Origin of the sequence: Exiguobacterium sp. UBA3968 (assembly GCF_002385115.1) — a bacterium.
Classification (GTDB): domain Bacteria; phylum Bacillota; class Bacilli; order Exiguobacteriales; family Exiguobacteriaceae; genus Exiguobacterium_A.
Genome location: NZ_DGCW01000005.1, coordinates 2,012,323 through 2,030,139, shown reverse-complemented (window position 1 = coordinate 2,030,139; position 17,817 = coordinate 2,012,323). Strand labels below are relative to the sequence as shown.

Annotated in this window: 19 protein-coding genes; 18 read left to right on the top strand and 1 reads right to left on the bottom strand. The window is 49.4% G+C overall.

The genetic code is table 11. The annotated features are described in order from the left end of the window. Window positions 1–67 precede the first annotated feature (67 nt). The 15 genes from upp (at window position 68) to mreB (ending at window position 13,191) form a co-directional block, all read left to right on the top strand. Window positions 68–697: a uracil phosphoribosyltransferase gene (upp, locus tag B3S86_RS12140; RefSeq protein WP_023469504.1), complete on the top strand. Its 630-nt coding sequence runs from the start codon at window positions 68–70 to the stop codon at window positions 695–697. Window positions 698–826: 129 nt separating this feature from the next. Continuing rightward, the gene (wecB, locus tag B3S86_RS12135; protein WP_290752969.1) at window positions 827–1,960 is read left to right on the top strand and encodes a non-hydrolyzing UDP-N-acetylglucosamine 2-epimerase; all 1,134 of its coding nucleotides are present in this window, start codon (window positions 827–829) and stop codon (window positions 1,958–1,960) included. 773 nt (window positions 1,961–2,733) lie between these two features. After that, window positions 2,734–2,952 carry an AtpZ/AtpI family protein gene (locus B3S86_RS12130; RefSeq protein WP_023469502.1) on the top strand — a complete coding sequence of 73 codons (219 nt, stop codon included), beginning with the start codon at window positions 2,734–2,736 and terminating at the stop codon, window positions 2,950–2,952. Next, window positions 2,949–3,335 (top strand): ATP synthase subunit I, encoded by a 387-nt coding sequence (locus B3S86_RS12125; RefSeq protein WP_290752966.1) that lies wholly within the window; start codon window positions 2,949–2,951, stop codon window positions 3,333–3,335. Before B3S86_RS12130 ends, B3S86_RS12125 begins: the two co-directional genes overlap by 4 nt. Window positions 3,336–3,343: 8 nt before the next feature. Beyond that, window positions 3,344–4,087: a F0F1 ATP synthase subunit A gene (gene atpB / locus B3S86_RS12120; protein WP_035410629.1), complete on the top strand. Its 744-nt coding sequence runs from the start codon at window positions 3,344–3,346 to the stop codon at window positions 4,085–4,087. A gap of 75 nt (window positions 4,088–4,162) precedes the next feature. Next, entirely contained in the window at window positions 4,163–4,375 is a 213-nt protein-coding gene (gene atpE, locus B3S86_RS12115; protein ID WP_023469499.1) for a F0F1 ATP synthase subunit C, read from the top strand. Window positions 4,376–4,502: 127 nt separating this feature from the next. Then, window positions 4,503–5,036, top strand: coding sequence for a F0F1 ATP synthase subunit B (gene atpF, locus B3S86_RS12110; protein WP_290752961.1), 534 nt, complete (start codon window positions 4,503–4,505; stop codon window positions 5,034–5,036). Continuing rightward, a complete protein-coding gene (locus B3S86_RS12105; RefSeq protein WP_290752958.1) occupies window positions 5,036–5,569 on the top strand; it encodes a F0F1 ATP synthase subunit delta in 534 nt (177 codons plus the stop codon). The genes atpF and B3S86_RS12105 overlap by 1 nt, the downstream gene beginning before the upstream one ends. A gap of 19 nt (window positions 5,570–5,588) precedes the next feature. Beyond that, window positions 5,589–7,097, top strand: coding sequence for a F0F1 ATP synthase subunit alpha (gene atpA / locus B3S86_RS12100; RefSeq protein WP_023469496.1), 1,509 nt, complete (start codon window positions 5,589–5,591; stop codon window positions 7,095–7,097). A gap of 42 nt (window positions 7,098–7,139) precedes the next feature. After that, window positions 7,140–7,991 (top strand): ATP synthase F1 subunit gamma, encoded by an 852-nt coding sequence (atpG, locus tag B3S86_RS12095; RefSeq protein WP_035410620.1) that lies wholly within the window; start codon window positions 7,140–7,142, stop codon window positions 7,989–7,991. Between the two features lie 36 nt (window positions 7,992–8,027). Further along, window positions 8,028–9,446: a F0F1 ATP synthase subunit beta gene (gene atpD, locus B3S86_RS12090; RefSeq protein ID WP_023469494.1), complete on the top strand. Its 1,419-nt coding sequence runs from the start codon at window positions 8,028–8,030 to the stop codon at window positions 9,444–9,446. A 26-nt stretch (window positions 9,447–9,472) separates the two neighbouring features. Continuing rightward, window positions 9,473–9,886, top strand: coding sequence for a F0F1 ATP synthase subunit epsilon (locus tag B3S86_RS12085; protein WP_023469493.1), 414 nt, complete (start codon window positions 9,473–9,475; stop codon window positions 9,884–9,886). A 317-nt stretch (window positions 9,887–10,203) separates the two neighbouring features. Further along, window positions 10,204–10,437 carry a DUF1146 family protein gene (locus B3S86_RS12080; RefSeq protein ID WP_029342736.1) on the top strand — a complete coding sequence of 78 codons (234 nt, stop codon included), beginning with the start codon at window positions 10,204–10,206 and terminating at the stop codon, window positions 10,435–10,437. Between the two features lie 251 nt (window positions 10,438–10,688). Then, window positions 10,689–11,993, top strand: a complete 1,305-nt coding sequence (gene murA / locus B3S86_RS12075) for a UDP-N-acetylglucosamine 1-carboxyvinyltransferase (protein WP_290752951.1) — start codon at window positions 10,689–10,691, stop codon at window positions 11,991–11,993. Between the two features lie 217 nt (window positions 11,994–12,210). Then, on the top strand, window positions 12,211–13,191 hold the full coding sequence (gene mreB / locus B3S86_RS12070; protein ID WP_050676945.1) for a rod shape-determining protein MreB: 981 nt from the start codon (window positions 12,211–12,213) through the stop codon (window positions 13,189–13,191). A gap of 474 nt (window positions 13,192–13,665) precedes the next feature. Here the strand turns inward: mreB and B3S86_RS12065 are convergent, their stop codons facing one another. Further along, on the bottom strand, window positions 13,666–14,535 hold the full coding sequence (locus B3S86_RS12065) for a hypothetical protein (protein WP_290752947.1): 870 nt from the start codon (window positions 14,533–14,535) through the stop codon (window positions 13,666–13,668). A 180-nt stretch (window positions 14,536–14,715) separates the two neighbouring features. Here B3S86_RS12065 and B3S86_RS12060 point away from each other — a divergent pair, with 180 nt between their 5' ends. The 3 genes from B3S86_RS12060 to B3S86_RS12050 all read left to right on the top strand — a co-directional run bounded on the left by B3S86_RS12060 (window position 14,716) and on the right by B3S86_RS12050 (window position 17,778). Then, window positions 14,716–15,915, top strand: coding sequence for a multidrug efflux MFS transporter (locus tag B3S86_RS12060; RefSeq protein WP_290752944.1), 1,200 nt, complete (start codon window positions 14,716–14,718; stop codon window positions 15,913–15,915). A gap of 279 nt (window positions 15,916–16,194) precedes the next feature. Continuing rightward, window positions 16,195–16,983 carry a flagellar hook-basal body protein gene (locus B3S86_RS12055; RefSeq protein ID WP_035410606.1) on the top strand — a complete coding sequence of 263 codons (789 nt, stop codon included), beginning with the start codon at window positions 16,195–16,197 and terminating at the stop codon, window positions 16,981–16,983. Window positions 16,984–16,992: 9 nt separating this feature from the next. Next, window positions 16,993–17,778: a flagellar hook-basal body protein gene (locus B3S86_RS12050; RefSeq protein WP_290752939.1), complete on the top strand. Its 786-nt coding sequence runs from the start codon at window positions 16,993–16,995 to the stop codon at window positions 17,776–17,778. Window positions 17,779–17,817 lie beyond the last annotated feature (39 nt).

The following is a 17,817-nucleotide window of genomic DNA, read 5'->3' as shown; positions in this document are numbered from 1 at the left end:
AAACAGTTCCCAAGCAGTACGCTTATAGAGTACAATGCGAAAAGAGAATGGAGAGGAGATGCAAACAATGAGTAAAGTACATGTATTTGATCACCCATTGATTCAGCACAAGATGACGATCATGCGTAAAGTCGAAACAGGAACGAAACAATTCCGGGAACTTGTCGACGAGGTGGCTTCATTGATGGCATATGAAATCACACGTGACCTTCCACTCACAGATGTCGCGATCGAGACACCGGTCACGAAGACGACGCAGAAGATGATCGAAGGCAAGAAACTCGGGATCGTCCCGATTCTCCGCGCCGGTCTCGGTATGGTCGACGGCATGCTCCGCATGATGCCGAACGTCAAAGTCGGTCACATCGGTTTGTACCGTGATCCGGAGACACTCGAGCCAACGGAATACTACCTCAAGCTCCCAACAGACGTCGCAGAACGTGATTTCGTCGTCGTTGACCCGATGCTTGCGACAGGTGGTTCGGCGGCAGACGCCATCTCCTCCTTAAAGAAACAAGGGGCGAAGAGCATCAAGCTCGCATGTCTCTGTGCAGCACCTGAAGGCGTTAAACGCGTTCAAGAAGAACACCCAGACGTCGACATCTATCTCGCGGCACTCGACGAGAAGTTGAACGACCACGGATACATCGTCCCAGGACTCGGTGATGCAGGAGACCGTCTCTTCGGAACGAAGTAAAAAGACAGCAAGATATACGAAAAGACCGCAGACGATGATGATCTGCGGTCTTTTCGTTGCTATTTCGTAAACTGCGCAAGATTGCTGAAATATGCTTTAATGAAAAAAGGAAAAAAGGAGGAAGTCACCATGCCGATTACAGTCATGCCGATTTTTGGGACACGACCGGAAGCCATCAAGATGGCACCGCTCGTCAACGCCCTAAAGCAACACCCTGCTTTTGATGTTCATGTTACGATCACTGCCCAACACCGCGAGATGCTCGATCAAGTGCTCGATCTGTTTGAGATCGAACCGGATCATGATTTGAATATCATGAAGCAACGTCAAACACTCGTCGACATTACGACGCGTGGTCTTGAAGGACTTGATGCCATCATGAAGGACATCAAACCGGATCTCGTCCTCGTCCATGGGGACACGACGACGACGTTCGTTGGAAGCCTGGCTGCCTATTACAATCAGATCGCGGTCGGTCACGTCGAGGCGGGACTGCGGACCTATAATAAGTATTCACCCTTCCCGGAAGAGGTCAATCGTCAGTTGACGTCGACGCTCGCGGACTTACATTTCGCTCCGACAGCGCAAGCGGCAGCGAATCTCGCATCCGAAAATCGTCACGCCGGTGTCTACGTCACAGGGAACACGGCGATCGATGCCCTGCAAACGACCGTCCAATCGGATTACGTCCACCCGATGCTCGAGACGGTCGGGGACCGGAAGTTGATCTTGATGACAGCGCACCGTCGTGAGAACCAAGGCGAGAAAATGCACCAAATGTTCCGGGCGATTCGTCGCCTCGTCGATGCGTTCCCGGAGACGCACGTCGTCTATCCGGTCCACCTCAATCCAGTCGTTCAAGAAGCAGCGAAGAAGGTTTTTGAAGGGCATGATCGGATTTCGTTGATTGCTCCACTCGACGTCTTCGATTTTCATAACTTCGCGAGCCGTGCCCATTTGATCTTAACTGACTCGGGTGGCGTACAAGAAGAAGCACCATCACTCGGTGTTCCTGTTCTTGTCTTACGCGATACGACGGAACGTCCGGAAGGGATTACTGCCGGAACGTTGAAGCTTGCCGGAACGGAAGAAGAGACGATCTATCAGATGGCAACAGAACTCTTGACGAACAAAACACTTTATCAGGAGATGGCGCATGCTTCAAACCCGTATGGAGACGGTCACGCGTCCGAACGCATCGTCCAAGCGATCCTGCATCACTTCGGTCAAGGAGAAGCACCGGCACCGTTACTCACGCAATAAAAAACGATCATCCTCGAATCGCTTGCATTCACTTGCTTTCCTCAGGCGAGACGTGAGCCGCGCCTCCTTCGTCTTTAGACGAGGAGTCGGATCTCACTTGTCTCTGACAGCACGAAAACTCGTGCTTTTTCCTGTAGGAGTCGCGTGATGTGAGCGATTCTTTGTTATGTCTTGAATTTCGTGTAATCGCAATAGTTGATTTAGGAGGATAATATCTTTAAATCTTACCATTTTCACTAAAATCAGCCCATTTGTTTAGAAAATGTAAAACCAGATGACCTTGAAACTGGAAGGGAAGCGATGACGATTCAAGCTGTGACGTAGCGCACGATTAAAAAAATGGAAATCGCTGAAATGTATTGTTACAAACAGATGTCAGAGCTGTTTTTATGTCCTGATTCGGAAGCGTTTTCAATTGTGAACGAAAAATGTTTTTTCACAAAATCGACACAAATCAATTTTAGAGGTCTTGTTTCGGTTTAACGGGCACGATATAACGTTACTGTTCAACGGTTTTGTTCACCATATGAACAATCTCTTTAACCGTTGATAGCACTACATATTTTCTTCACATCTTCGTGAAATGACTTGCATGTAAGACATCTGTGAAAACCTTATCAATCGTTGATATGTATAGGTTTTTCGGCTCTGTTTTTATTGTGAATTCATTTGACTATGAAAGCTGCTTCATTGTATTCTTGACTAGTATGAAAATCCGCAAATTGTGGGAAAGAAAAAGAACTCACAATTGGGAAAAAAGGGGGTCGTCTCTAGTGCGCCAAAGTGGGCTCGCAAAGAGTATGGTCATGGCCTCGCAAATTTCGACGGCACTGGCTGCACCGATCGTCATTGGCTTTTTGGTTGGGAACTATGGGGAACAACAACAATGGTGGGAAAAAATGGGTGCGACGTTCGCCGTGTTCATCGGGATTTTCATCGGCATTCTTTGCATGATCGCCATGATCAGGCACTTGTTAGGGGAGAAGACATGAACATCATCCTTCAAGATGCGTTGTATCGTGCGTACTTACGATGGTTTGGACTCTTTTACGGGATCCTGGCTGTCCTGCTGCTCATCGGACGCCCGAGTGAACCGGTCATTTATGGACTGGCGCTTGGTGGGACTGGCAGCTTTCTGATCTTGACGCTTCAACGACTCAGCGTCGATCGGATGTATCGTGTAATCGAGACGGGGCGTAAGCCGATGTCTCGTGGGACCGTTTCACGCATGGCGGTCGCGGTACTTTGTGTGATGATCGGTTTGAAATATCAAACTGAATTGTCATTAACTGCGGTGGTAATAGGCCTTCTCGCCGGCCACGTCATACAATTTTGTGAGTTCTTGACTCACGAACTCAAGCGGGAAAAGAGGTGAATAGTCAAATGAACCACGAAATGCCACTTTACGAAATCCCACTCTGGGGTGACTTCGTTCTGTACGGTAGCTGGACGAACTTGATCACAGTATTGATTGCTGCTGCTCTCGTCTTCTTGATTGCCGTGGCCGGTACGCGACGTCTTGTGATGAAGCCAACCGGTGCTCAAAACGTGATGGAGATGTTCCTCGAATTCGTTCGCGGTATCATCAGCAGCACGATGGACTGGAAAACAGGGGGTCGCTTCCTTACGTTCGGAATGACATTATTCCTGTTCATCCTTGTATCCAACATCATGGGTCTCCCATTCAACGTCGTGACGGGACACTACATTTGGTTCAACTCACCAACTGCAGATCCTTACGTGACACTGGCACTTTCATCTATGGTAGTGGTCATGAGCCATTACTACGGTGTGAAGATGCGAGGCTTCGGTGCTTATGCGAAAACATTCATGACGCCGATGTTTATCATTACCATCATCGAGGAGTTTGCAAACACGTTGACGCTCGGTCTTCGTCTTTACGGAAACATCTTCGCTGGTGAAATCATGATCGGAATCATTCTTTCGATCGGTATCGTCTCTGGTACGAACGATTTCCAATTCCTCGGACCAATCGGCGCGATCATCTCGGGTATCCCGATGTTGATCTGGCAAGGATTCTCACTCTTCATCGGTGGTATCCAAGCGTACATCTTCCTTATCCTGACGATGGTTTACATCGGACATAAGGCAGCGCACGACCATTAATTCGAAGGTAAAGCATCCGCTTTTCCGATAACAGCACGACAAATCAATGAACATACTCTAGGGAGGCAATTTATCATGAATCTTATTGCAACAGCGATCATCATCGGACTCGGCGCACTCGGCGCAGGTATCGGTAACGGTCTTATCGTAAACGGTACAGTATTAGGTCAAGCACGTCAGCCAGAACTCAAAAACGAACTTCGTCAAACAATGTTCATCGGTATCGGTCTTGTTGAGGCACTTCCAATCATCGGTGTAGCGGTCGGTTTCCTTCTTCTCAACTCTTAATCCACGATTAACGAGAACGGACTACATAGGGCGCTATTCGTTCAACGTTTGAGTGAACCGTCACGGGAGCTTAGGCTCCCTTATGTAGATATTGAAGTTGAACCAACCACGAGGGGAGTGTAATCGAATGAATCTAACGTATCTTGCGGCTGAAGGAGTAGCGGAATCAAATCAACCTCTTATCGCCAACATGATCGTCACGATCGTCGTTTTCCTCTTGCTCCTCATCCTCTTGAAGAAATTCGCATGGGGCCCGCTCGTCAACATGATGAAAGCGCGGGAAGAGCATGTGGCTAGCGAGATCAACTCGGCTGAAAAGAGTCGTAAAGACGCTGAAGTCTACGTAGAACAACAACGCGAAGAATTAAACAAGGCGCGTACGGAAGCACGCGACCTTTTAGAAGCATCACGCCGTCAGGCAGAAGCAGAGCAAGCACGTGCGATGGAGCAGGCACGTCTTGAATCCGAAATGAGTAAGGAAGAAGCTCGCCGTGCGATCGAACGTGAACGCGCTGAAGCACAAGCTGCTTTGAAGAACGATGTCGCTCTTCAAGCAATCGCTGCAGCACGCCACGTCATGAAAACACAGCTTGCGACGGACGAAGCCGCTCAAAAGGCACTCGTCGATCAATTCCTTGCTGATACTAAGGGCGCGAACTAATGCGTGATCACGTAGCGGGACGCTACGCAAAAGCGCTCTTCGATCTTGCGCTTGAGCACCAGGTGCTCGAGCAAGCAGAAGCTGATGTGCGGACGCTCGGCGAAGTGCTCCACGCAACACCAGAGCTCGCTTCGGTTTTAGATAACCCATCGATTTCTGCTGAAGAGCTCAAGCAAGTTCTTCAAACAAGCTTCACTGGCTTCAACTCGATCGTCTTGAACACGTTGCTCGTCATGGTCGAAAACGACCGGGCGGCAGAAATCGTCACGTTACCGGAACACTTCATTGCATTGTTGAATGAACACCGCAATGTCGCGACGGCAATCGTCACGAGTGCATACAAATTGTCAGACGAGGAACTCACGAAAGTGAAAGAGACGTTTGGCCAAAAATCAGGTAAAACGCTTGAAGTCGAGAACGTCGTCGACACGAGTGTCATCGGAGGACTTCGCGTTCAAATCGGTTACACGACATATGACGGTACGATCGAAACTAAACTAACGCGCCTTGAGCGTGAGCTGTTAAAAGCGTAAGAAAATAGGGGTGAAACGCATGAGCATTAGAGCTGAAGAAATCAGCGCCCTGCTTAAAGCGCGTATCGCGCAGTACGGTTCTACGATGGAAGTGAACGAGACAGGTACGGTCATCCAAATCGGTGATGGTATCGCTCGTGCACACGGACTCGACAACGTCATGTCGGGAGAGCTCGTAGAATTCGCTAACGGCACAATGGGCTTGGCGCAAAACTTAGAAGAAGGCAACGTCGGTATCATCATCCTCGGTGACTACCTTGAAATCAAAGAAGGCGACTCTGTTCGCCGTACGGGCCGCATCATGGAAGTACCAACTGGAGACGCACTTCTCGGACGTGTCGTCAACCCACTCGGTATGCCAATCGATGGTCTTGGTCCAATCGAAACAGAACACTACAACCCGATCGAGCGTAAGGCGTCTGGCGTCATGGCGCGTAAATCGGTACACGAACCACTTCAGACAGGAATCAAGGCAATCGATGCCCTCGTTCCAATCGGTCGTGGACAGCGTGAGTTGATCATCGGTGACCGTCAGACGGGTAAGACGTCGATCGCAATCGATACGATCATCAACCAAAAAGAAGAAAACATGATCTGTATCTACGTCGCAATCGGACAAAAAGAATCAACAGTCCGTGGCGTCGTCGAGACGCTCCGTAAAAACGGTGCCCTCGATTACACGATCGTCGTTTCGGCAGCGGCTTCACAGCCGGCTCCACTTCTTTACCTCGCACCATTCGCAGGTGTCGCGATGGGTGAACACTTCATGGACCAAGGCAAACACGTTCTTGTCATCTATGATGATCTTTCAAAACAAGCAGCTGCTTACCGTGAGCTTTCGCTTCTCTTGAAACGCCCACCAGGCCGCGAAGCTTACCCAGGGGATGTCTTCTACCTCCACTCACGCCTTCTTGAGCGTGCGGCGAAGTTGAACGACGAGCTTGGCGCAGGTAGCTTGACTGCCCTTCCGTTCATCGAAACACAAGCGTCGGATATCTCAGCTTATATCCCGACGAACGTTATTTCGATCACGGATGGTCAAATCTTCCTTCAATCGGATCTCTTCTTCTCAGGTGTCCGTCCCGCGATCAACCCGGGTCTCTCGGTATCGCGTGTAGGTGGTTCGGCTCAAGTAAAAGCGATGAAGAAGGTAGCGGGTACGCTCCGTCTTGACCTCGCATCTTACCGTGAGCTTGAAGCATTCGCTCAGTTCGGATCTGACCTTGATAAAGCGACTCAGTCGAAGCTTAACCGTGGTGAGCGGACAGTTGAAGTCTTGAAACAAGACTTGAACCAACCACTTACTGTCGATAAGCAAGTCATCATCATCTATGCCTTGACTCGTGGTCACCTTGATGATGTTGCTGTAACGGATATTCGTCGTTTTGAAAAGGAACTCAACCTCTGGCTCGATCAAAACCGCAAACAACTTTGCGATGAGATCCGTAAGACAGGTAACCTTCCAGCAGACGAAGAGATCGTAGCAGCAATCTCAGAATTTAAGAAAACGTTCCAAGCGACGGTTTAATCCGGCGGAACGCTCTTGATACTAACAAGGTGGTGAATCGAAATGGCATCGTTGCGCGAGATACAAACGCGGATCAACTCGACGAAAAGTACGAAACAGATCACGAAAGCGATGAACATGGTTTCGGCGTCGAAACTGAACCGCGCTCAAGCACATAGCGCGAAGTTCCAACCTTACATGCTGAAAATGCAAGAGGTACTCGGAACCATTGCGAATGGCACGACAGGTGCGAGCCATCCGATGCTCGAGAAACGTCCCGTCAAAAAGACAGGATATATCGTCATCACATCGGATCGCGGCTTAGCTGGTGCATATAACGCCAACGTGCTGCGTGAAGTCTACCGGGAAATCAAAGAAAAGCATACTACGGACAGTTACGTTCTCTTCGTGGTCGGTAAAGTCGGTGTCCAGTTCTTCCGTTCACGCGGAATCACGGTCACGGATGCGATCACAGGCTTGAACGATTCTCCTTCGTATGTCGACGTCGCTGAAATCGTGAAGCGCACAGTGAGTGCGTTCACGGTCGGCGAAATCGACGAGCTCAAGCTGTGCTACAACCACTTCTTATCTGTCATCAGCCAGGAAGTGAAAGTCGAAACCCTTCTCCCACTCGGAGAAATCGAAGCTTCGTCTTCGACGACTTATGAGTACGAGCCAAGCGAGGAACAAATCCTTGCTGAACTCCTCCCGCGTTACGCGGAGAGCTTGATCTTCGGTGCGCTTCTTGACGCGAAAGTAGCAGAACATGCGTCACGTATGACAGCAATGCAAAGTGCGACAGATAACGCAGATGACTTGATCGGTCGATTGACTCTCGTCTACAACCGAGCTCGACAAGCTGCGATCACGCAAGAAATCACAGAGATCGTCAGTGGGGCTGCTGCGCAGCAGTAATCCCGACTGGCGTAACGATAGGTAGGAGGAAACACGATGAACGAACTCGGTTTAAAAGGCCGCGTCGTCGCGGTCATGGGACCTGTCATCGACGTTAAGTTCGAAGGACACTTACCGAACATCTACAACGCGCTTCGTATTCAATATACGCCGCAAACTGTAGAAGAAGTGGCTATCGACTTGACGCTTGAGGTCGCCCTGCACCTTGGTGACGACGTCGTCCGTACCATTGCGATGGACTCTACGGATGGAGTACGCCGTGGAATGGAAGTACTCGATACGAATGCTCCAATCTCGGTACCCGTCGGAGAAGCGACACTTGGTCGCGTCTTCAACGTACTCGGTAACCCAATTGATGAAAAAGAAATCGCTGCTGACGTGGAACGTCTTCCAATCCACAAAAAAGCACCGACTTTCGATAACCTTTCAACGAAAGTTGAAATCCTCGAGACTGGAATCAAAGTCGTCGACTTGCTCGCTCCTTACATCAAGGGTGGTAAGATCGGTCTCTTCGGTGGTGCCGGTGTAGGTAAGACCGTCCTCATCCAGGAATTGATCAACAACATCGCGCAAGAGCACAGCGGTATCTCGGTATTCGCAGGTGTTGGTGAGCGGACGCGTGAAGGAAATGACTTGTTCCACGAGATGACGGATTCAGGCGTTATCAAACAAACAGCGATGGTCTTCGGTCAGATGAACGAACCACCGGGTGCACGTCTCCGTGTTGCCTTGACTGGTTTGACGATGGCAGAATACTTCCGTGATGAGCAAGGACAAGACGTTCTTCTCTTCGTTGATAACATCTTCCGTTACACACAAGCGGGTTCTGAGGTATCGGCCCTTCTCGGTCGTATGCCATCTGCCGTTGGTTACCAGCCGACACTCGCAACAGAGATGGGTATGCTCCAAGAGCGAATCACATCAACAAACAAAGGTTCGGTTACATCGATCCAAGCGGTTTATGTACCAGCCGATGACTATACTGACCCGGCTCCTGCAACGACGTTTGCTCACTTAGATGCAACGACGAACCTTGAGCGCCGTCTCTCTGAGATGGGGATCTATCCTGCCGTGGATCCACTTGCATCGACATCGCGCGCCCTTTCACCGGAAATCGTCGGCGAAGAGCACTACGGTGTTGCACGTCAAGTTCAGGAAACACTTCAGCGTTATAAAGAACTTCAAGATATCATCGCGATCCTCGGTATGGACGAGTTGTCAGAAGACGACAAATTGACTGTACACCGTGCGCGTCGTATCCAGTTCTTCTTGTCGCAGAACTTCCACGTAGCTGAGCAGTTCACAGGACAAAAAGGATCGTACGTCCCAGTTAAGGACACGATCCGCGGCTTCAAAGAAATCCTCGAAGGTAAACACGATGATCTAACGGAAGAAGCATTCCGTCTCGTCGGTCCGATCGAAGATGCGATTGAAAAAGCGAAGGCGCTTGTCTAAGTGACAAAGCATAAGGGGGACTTGAGATGAACACACTTCATGTCAATATCGTCACCCCGGATGGCGAAGTGTATGATGGCGATATCCGTATGGTCGTTGCGAAGACGATTTCTGGTGAGATCGGGGTTCTCCCGCACCACGTCCCACTCGTGACACCACTCGATATCAGCATCTTGAAGTTGCGCCACGAAGATGGCGGACGCACGTTGATCGCTATCAGCGGTGGCTTTATGGAAGTGCGCCAGGATACTGTAACGGTTCTTGCGGAAACTGCGGAGCAAGCAGACAAGGTCGACTATGACCGTGCTGCAGCTGCGAAGGTTCGTGCAGAACGTCGTCTCCAGGACACGAAATTATCAGAACTCGAATTCAAGCGTGCTGAACTTTCACTGAAACGAGCAGTTAACCGTCTCAGCTTGAAAGACTACGGTCGCGATTGATTCGACCAAAGACCCGAATTCCTTTGCGGAATCGGGTCTTTTTTTGTACGATACGTCAATGATTTTTCTAAAGACAAACGTTTTCGCAAGAGGGAGAACGATACAGGTTTAAAACGCCGTAAAAATGTAAAAGTACATTATATGCCTCGTCTTCACAATTTCTTCAACATTTTTTCTTTGGAAGACTAAATTTATCTTCAATAAATATATTTTATACGCTAAAATTAATTCAGCGTGTTCTTTTTTGTTTGCGCAATCATTCATTTTATGAAATCATAGTAAAGTTGGAGAAACTATGAAGAAGAGGTGCAACGAAAGTGACATCTATTGGTGTGAGTGCGTTAGTTAGTATGCTGGTCTACATCGTAGCGATTCTACTCGCTTGGTGGTCCTTATTACCAGTCAAATGGGAGAAAATCCTGCAACATCCTAAAGGACCGCATGCGGTAGCCTTGCGAACGATTCTAGCCATTGCGCTCGGATCGATCGTCGCTCGCTTTTTATTGGATTATGCCGGTTTTGCACAGCGTCTTCAGTTTTTAATTGGGTGAACTTGTAACTGCATTGTAAACCCTGAAATGGTAATTTGTTTTAACATGGAACAGGACACTGCTCTTTCAATGAAGGAACACAGTCATTTAGCAATCATCTAACATTACAATCGAAACGTCGTATTGGCTTTGGAGTAAGAGATCAACTATAGGGAAGTTTCTTTTCTAACATTCGTTGAATTCCAACTATGATCCTCACCAATCACGAATTGAACATACTAGAACAGAAACGAAGCAGAGGAGTAGGGAGAATGGAAAAAATCGTTGTCCGTGGCGGACGTAAATTAGCTGGAACAGTCAAAGTAGAAGGTGCAAAGAACGCGGTCTTAAAAACACTCGTCGCGACATTGCTTGCATCAGAGGGCCAATCGGTTCTTCAAAACGTACCACGTCTAGCAGACGTCTATACAATCAATAACGTCTTACGCAACTTGAATGCGGAAGTCGAGTTCGACGCTGAAGCAAATACGGTGACGGTCAATGCCGAACCGAATCTTAAAGATGAAGCGCCACTCGAATACGTCCGTAAGATGCGGGCTTCGATCCTCGTCATGGGTCCATTACTTGCACGTCTCGGTCGCGCACGTGTTGCGATGCCAGGTGGCTGTGCGATTGGTTCACGTCCAATCGATCTTCACCTAAAAGGTTTCGAAGCGATGGGCGCGAAGACGATCATCGGAAACGGATTCGTTGAAGCACATGTCGACGGTCGTCTCAAAGGTGCGAAAATCTACCTCGACTTCCCATCAGTCGGTGCGACAGAAAACATCATGATGGCTGCGACACTCGCAGAAGGAACGACAGTCATCGAGAACGTCGCAAAAGAACCAGAAATCGTTGATCTTGCGAACTTCTTGAACGCAATGGGCGCAAAAGTCCGCGGTGCAGGTACAGAAACGATCCGCATCGAAGGCGTCGAGAAGTTACATGGTGCAACACACTACGTCATTCCGGACCGGATTGAAGCAGGTACGTTCATGATCGCAGCAGCAATCACAGAAGGTGACGTCGAAGTCATCGGTGCAGAGCGCGAACACCTTCGTCCACTCATCTCGAAGATGGAAGAAATGGGCGTTAAGATCACGGATACAGAAGAAGGTCTCCGTGTCGTTGGTCCAGCGAAACTCGAAGCAGTCGACGTCAAGACGATGCCACACCCAGGGTTCCCGACAGACGTTCAAGCACAAATGATGGCGCTTGTTCTCAAAGCAGGTGGCACATCGGTCATCACGGAAACTGTTTTCGAGAACCGCTTCATGCACGTCGAAGAATTCCGTCGCATGAACGCTGACATTAAAATCGAAGGTCGTTCATCGATCATCAATGGTGGCGTTCAATTACAAGGTGCAGAAGTGCTCTCAACAGACCTTCGCTCAGGTGCGGCACTCGTCACAGCAGGATTGATCGCTGAAGGCGAAACGCGCGTTGGCGCACTTCACCACATCGACCGTGGATACGTCGACTTCCACTTGAAGTTACAAGCACTTGGTGCAGACGTAGAACGTGTGACAGAAGAAGCAGCAGTTGTTGAAGAAACAGCTGCAACAAAACTTTAAGCACTCATTCAAGAGCATTCTCTCGATTTCGGGGGAATGCTCTTTTTGTCTTCTTTTTAAAAAGATGACAATGAAATCAGAAAAGCCGAAAAAGAAAGTCGTTTCACGATGGGGCATATGCTAGAATTGAAAGGTATGTATACATAAATGGGTTAGACGTCCAAACGACGTTCTATATTTTGGAAGAATAGCCAGTGGGTAAAGGAGAGCACACGAGATGTTTTCAAGAGATATCGGAATCGACTTAGGGACGGCGAATGTCGTCATTCATGTAAAAGGTAGAGGCATTGTCCTCGATGAGCCATCGGTCGTCGCGATCGATAAGGCGACAGGCAAGATTCATGCGGTAGGGACAGAAGCACACTTGATGGTGGGCCGAACACCGGGAAACATTGTGGCCATTCGACCGCTTCAAGACGGCGTCATTGCTGATTTCGAAATGACAGAAGCGATGCTACGCCATTTCATCGATAAGATTGAGGTCCGTAAGATGTTCGGTGGAGTCCGCATGTTGATTTGTACACCAGCAAGCATCACGACGGTCGAAGCAAAAGCGATTCGCCAAGCTGGTGAAAAATCAGGCGCGAAGACGGTCTTCCTCGAAGTCGAGCCGAAGGTCGCAGCAGTCGGTGCCGGTATGGACATTTGGATGCCAGCAGGGCACATGGTCATTGATATCGGTGGCGGAACGACGGATGTTGCCGTCCTTTCAATGGGTGATATCGTTTGTGGTGAAACGATCAAAGTCGCAGGTGACCGGTTTGATCACGACATCATCCGCTCGATCAAGGATACGCATAAGTTGATCATCGGGGAACGAACAGCGCAAGCCGTCAAGACGACGGTCGCGACGGTCTCAGAAGACGGACGTCGTGAACAGATGGATATTCGCGGACGTAATCTCGTGACAGGCTTACCGCACAACATTACGGTGACATCAGAAGAGATGCATGATGCACTTGCAGAAGCAGCGATGGAGATCGTCGAAGCAACGAAGCGTGTGCTCGAGAAGACACCACCAGAGCTTGCAGCAGACATCATCGACCGTGGCATCATCCTGACGGGTGGGGGCGCACTTCTTGACGGAATCGACCAGTTACTTGCAAAAGAACTCGGCCTACCGGTTCTGATTGCAGAAGATCCGATGTTATGTGTCGCACGCGGTACAGGGATCATGCTCGACAATCTTGGGAAGTAAGAGCGTGTCAGCGTAAAGGATACGATTTTTCGTAAAAATTCATTCCTATAACGACCGTCTTGTCCTTCTCGCTTTCCACAGGCGGGAGGTAAGCCGCGACAGCGCGCATTTCATGCGAGTTGTCGGGTCTTACCTATCCCTGACGAAAGTGCTGCTTGCACTTTCTTTTCCTGCAGGAGTCGAGAATGGACAAGTTCGTTCGATATGAATCAAACCAATAGGGAGTCCGGTTTCCGAAGTACGTATCGGAAACTGGACTCCCCTTGTTTTAAACATAATGCTTAGTCCATAATGTCATGGTACTAAATGATTATGTGCCTCCTTGTGCTTCATCCGACTCCTACAGGAAAAAGCGCAAATTTTTGCGCTGTCAGAGACAAACAAGACCCAGGTTCACTGTTATACGAACAGTGAAGACTGGCTTGTGTCTCGCCTGAGGAAAGCGGATGAAAAGCAAAGGGGCATAAAGATGACTTACTGCGTACTACGCATGAAAGCCTGGTACGCTTCAAAATCGTGATAGACAATGGCACTTGGTGGCAACGAACTTGCCATCGTCTGATTAACGAGCTGATTTAGCTGCGTCCGTGTTTTGCCGTAGAACGTAATGTCTGGTGTTTCCGGAAGCTCCGTGAATTCGATCGCATACGATAAACGATATCCGTTACTCGCCGCATACAATGCATCCGTCATCGTGATGGCGCCAAGTCCGTTGCCGCCACCGTAAACGGTCCGGTAACTCATCAATGTGACTTCGTCAGCGAGATCCATCGCCCATTCGCTGATGGAACGCCCACCTGCATCCTGTACGGTATGGAACCAGAACGGGAGGAACAGTTGCAGCGGTAATCCTTCAGCGGATGCTTTTTCGCGGAAGGCGAGTAAGATGCGTTCGTAGGAGGCGATGACTCCTGGCTGGTCCGTCTCCCATTCCGGTAAGGCGTACGGTTCGAGATCGACACTGATGCCGTCCGGATGACTGATCGTCTCCTGTTGATAGGTCGAGATCCAGGCTAACGGATCCTCGACGTTCGGTCGAGCCGTCGTTCCTTCGTTTGTAATCCAGCGCGGCTGTCCGAATAGGAAGTAGACTTCGATGCCGACAGCATGCGCTTTTTCAACGAACGTTCGGTAGAGAGTACGGTCACCCTCGACAGCGACATGCAGATAGACACGTTTCATCTGTCTGTTTGCCAGCTGATTGATCTTCGTTGAAATGGAGTTGGCCTCTGGGATGGACCAGATGACCGTGTGACGAGTGACGGAAACGGCAGCTGAACTCTTGAGTGGTAGTCCGAATTGAAGCAACGATAGGCAGACTACGCTAATCAAAAAGCGTTTCATTTCAATTTCACTCCTTCGTGTGGATTACCTTACTATCGGTCGTTGCGCATTCACTTATATGCATCAAAGGTCCTGTTCTACACTTTGACAGTTCAAATCCTAGACATTTCACATTGTGAAGTGTATATTGAAAGTTGTTATATTGAAACGAATTGCCAAATAAAAGGAAGTGATGCCACAATGCCATTGTGGAAAAGAAATTTAGTAGTCGTCTGGTTCGGTAGTTTTTTGACTGCCGCCGCTCTTAGTCTCGTTTTACCGTTTTTGCCCTTATTCATTGAAGAGCTCGGTGTCGACGGCCGACAAGATATTACGACGTGGTCCGGGATCGCCTTTGGTGCTACCTTCCTCGTCGCTGCGATCGTCTCACCGATTTGGGGACGTCTTGCCGATCGAAAAGGGCGTAAGCTCATGCTACTCCGAGCAAGTCTTGGTATGTCGATCGTCATGTTCTTAATCAGTTTCGTTCAAGACGTGTATCAACTCGTATTCCTGCGTCTTGTCATGGGAGCCGTATCCGGATTCATCTCAGCCGGGATTACAATGGTTGCTTCCCAAACCCCAAAAGAGAAAAGTGGCTGGGCGCTCGGCACCCTGTCGACCGGTGGGATTGCCGGTGGATTGCTAGGACCTCTCATTGGAGGATTCCTCGCCGACGTTGTTGGGCTTCGACCCGTTTTTCTCTTTACGAGCGTTCCGCTCTTCATTACCTTCCTCGTGACCTACTTCTTCGTCAAAGAAGAATTCGTCCCACTGGAAGTCAAAAAGATGGCGTCTGCGAAAGAAATCATCCAGTCACTTCGCCATCCGGAACTCATTTTAAGCCTCTTCTTGACGACGTTCCTGATTCAGTTCGCGGCACAATCAATTAGTCCAATTCTGTCGCTGTACGTGCGGGAACTCAGTCCCGGTACCGAACGACTCGCCTTGTTATCTGGAATTGTTGCTTCGGCACCAGGGATTGCGGCACTGATCGCTGCACAACGACTGGGTCGTCTATCCGATAAGATTGGCGCTGAGCGTGTCTTATTCTTTGCGTTACTCGTCTTTGCAGCTTTCTTGATTCCGCAAGCATTCGTCACGGATACAAGTCAATTGATCGTCTTACGGATGGGGATCGGTTTTGCGACAGCAGCACTGCTGCCATCTGTCCAAACCTTGTTACGGAAGAATACGCCAGCGAATGCATCGGGACGGATCTTTGGATATAACCAGTCCGCGCAGTTCATGGGGAACTTCCTCGGACCACTCGCAGGTGGACAGATTGCCGGTCACTTTGGTTTTGAAGCGCTGTTCCTCTTTACTGGCTTGATCGTCATCACGAATGCGGTGCTAGAGCGAACACAAACGGCTGTTTTAAAGAAAAATCCGAATAACTAATGAGAAGCTTCCATTTCCTAGACTGTGTTTGGGGAACGGAAGCTTTTTTTCATAGGATTCACCTTAAGTATCTTTAAATTATTATCTAAAGTATAACAAAATTTGTCAATTTTCAATATGTAAACTATGGAAAAGCGAATTATGTAATTGAGGTAGGTCTTTCGATGCATCTCTGTTGGATATTACCGTTTTGTTCAAAAAAGCTCATAATTCCTCTTCGGTCGACCGATATACTGAAAGGAAAGAATTGAACATGAAGTCAATGAGGAGATGGAACGCATGCTACGAGGAATGTACACGGCGTCGAATGCGATGCAGGCATTACAACGTCAACAGGAAATGCTCAGTAACAACTTGGCGAATGCGCGGACGCCGGGCTTCCGCGCTGATCAAGCGTCACTCCGGACGTTTCCAGAGATGCTGATCCAGCAAACAGCAAACAATGAACGGACGGGTGTGCGAGGAGTCGCGACGGTCGGGAAACTCGCGACCGGTGTCTTCATGCAGGCAGCGACCCCGAACTTCACGCAAGGTTCGATCACTGAGACAGGCAATGCGACCGATCTACAAATCAGTTCACTTGAAGGAGCACCGCTCTTCACGATTCGTCACCGGGATCCGTTGACAGAAGAGGAAGAGACGCTTTATACGACGAACGGACAGTTTGCCGTCGGACAAGACGGTCTACTCCGGACGACAGAGAATGATCTCGTTCTTGATACGAACGGGCAACCACTCGACGTCGTCAATGAGGACTTCAAAGTTGACGCGGACGGAGCCGTCACGGATGGAAATGGTCAAGCGATCGGCAATCTCGGTCTCGTCGTAACGGATCAACCGGAGACGCTCGAACGGACAGGGAATGGTCTATTCCGGTCAACCAATCCATTGAATGCCGGAAACGTCCGAGTCGATCAAGGTGTACTCGAACTCGGAAATGTCGAGATTGAACAGACGATGGCGGAGATGAATGCTGGTCTGCGTCAGTTCGAAGCCAATCAAAAAGTCATTCAAGCGTACGACCGGACAGCGGAAAAAGCTGTTTCCGAAATCGGACGCGTTCGCTAATAGGAGGATATGATGCAATCAATCTATACATCCGCAAGTACGATGGGACAATTACAAAAACAGCTTGATACGACCGGGCAAAACCTTGCCAATGTGGATACGAACGGCTATAAACGGCGGGATGCTCAGTTCAATGAACTGCTCGTCCGTAACATCAATAACCAAGCGACAGGCTTCACACCAGGTCCCTTGACGACGCCAGAGGGTCTTCGACTCGGCGTTGGTGGTTATGTCGCGAACGAAGCGACACGTTTTGGCGTCGGAACATTCCGGACGACGGATCGAAAACTCGATGCGGCACTCGGAAACCCGCACCATTTCTTCGGTGTCATCGATACGGATGGCGTGACGAAGTTTACGCGGGACGGAAACTTCCAGTTGTCGCCGCAAGAGAACGGACAAGTTCTGTTGACGGACGATGCCGGGCGCTCCGTCATCAACCAGGCGAATGATCCAATCGTCTTACCGGCGAACGCGACCGAGATTGAACTGAACAAGGACGGCAACATCACCGGCATCTTAAACGGGGATCGTCGTGTCCTCGCTCGAGTGGGTGTCGCGGACATCCCGAACTACGGAGAGCTGACGGAAGTCGGGGGTGGCTTGTTCACAGCAACCGGACAATACCAGAACGCGACAGGGAATCCGTTGACGGTCGGTCGGCTTGAGACATCGAACGTCGATATGGCGCTTGAGATGACGAACTTGACGCAACTCCAGCGGGCGTATCAGTTTAACTCGAAAGCGTTGATGACGAGTGATCAGATGATGGGGATCGTCACGTCACTGAAATAAAACATCACAAAAGGGTGATGCTTCTCGCAAGAGAGGTAT